The organism is Faecalicatena contorta (assembly GCF_021531895.1).
Taxonomy (GTDB): Bacteria; Bacillota; Clostridia; order Lachnospirales; family Lachnospiraceae; genus JAFBIX01.
This window is the reverse complement of record NZ_JAFBIX010000083.1, coordinates 1-590: the sequence shown is the minus strand read 5'-3', so window position 1 is coordinate 590 and position 590 is coordinate 1. Positions and strand designations below refer to the sequence as shown.

At 36.6% G+C, this 590-nt stretch carries 1 pseudogene; it reads right to left on the bottom strand.

The window, feature by feature from the left end:
* Window positions 1-306: 306 nt before the first annotated feature.
* A pseudogene (locus JQM81_RS13540) lies at window positions 307-590 on the bottom strand (IS1634 family transposase); the annotation flags it as partial.

Genomic DNA, 590 nt, shown 5'->3' with positions numbered 1-590 from the left:
ATATCCTGACTTTTGCAAGAAAATAAGTATAAAATACCCGTCAAGCCCAATAAATACAGGGCCTGGCGGGTTTGCCATTTTGTCATATTTTCATGGCGTTTTTTCCTTTGGAATGAAAAAAGTGAAATTTTTTTGGTCATACTATGGCGGTTCTATTCCTTGTTCTGCTTGTCTGTATGATATCTATCTTGGTTCCGTTGTCAAGAACAGGCCTTTGGTGCTTTGCATTCTTGACAACGGAACCAAGATAGATAAACTGTTAATCAAGCAGAATAAGGAAGGTTTCTGCGTAAGTACGCTGTTGATTTATTTCTTTTTTGTATTTGCCAGTTCTTGTTTGATGTCTCCCAGTGTTCGGATTTTCTTTGAAAAGTCAATTCCAGTTACTTTTCCGATATCTTTTAATACTTCATCATAATAAACAAAGTAATAATAATTCTGTTGGAGAAGATCGCATTCTGCTTTTGAAAGTGATTCGATGATTCGTCCTGAACTGTACTTGTTTTCGAGTTTCATTTCCAGGATTCTCATGAGCGTAAGTGCAACAAAGCAGGTTAAGAAGTGGGCTTCGATATGTTCTTTCGTCCATA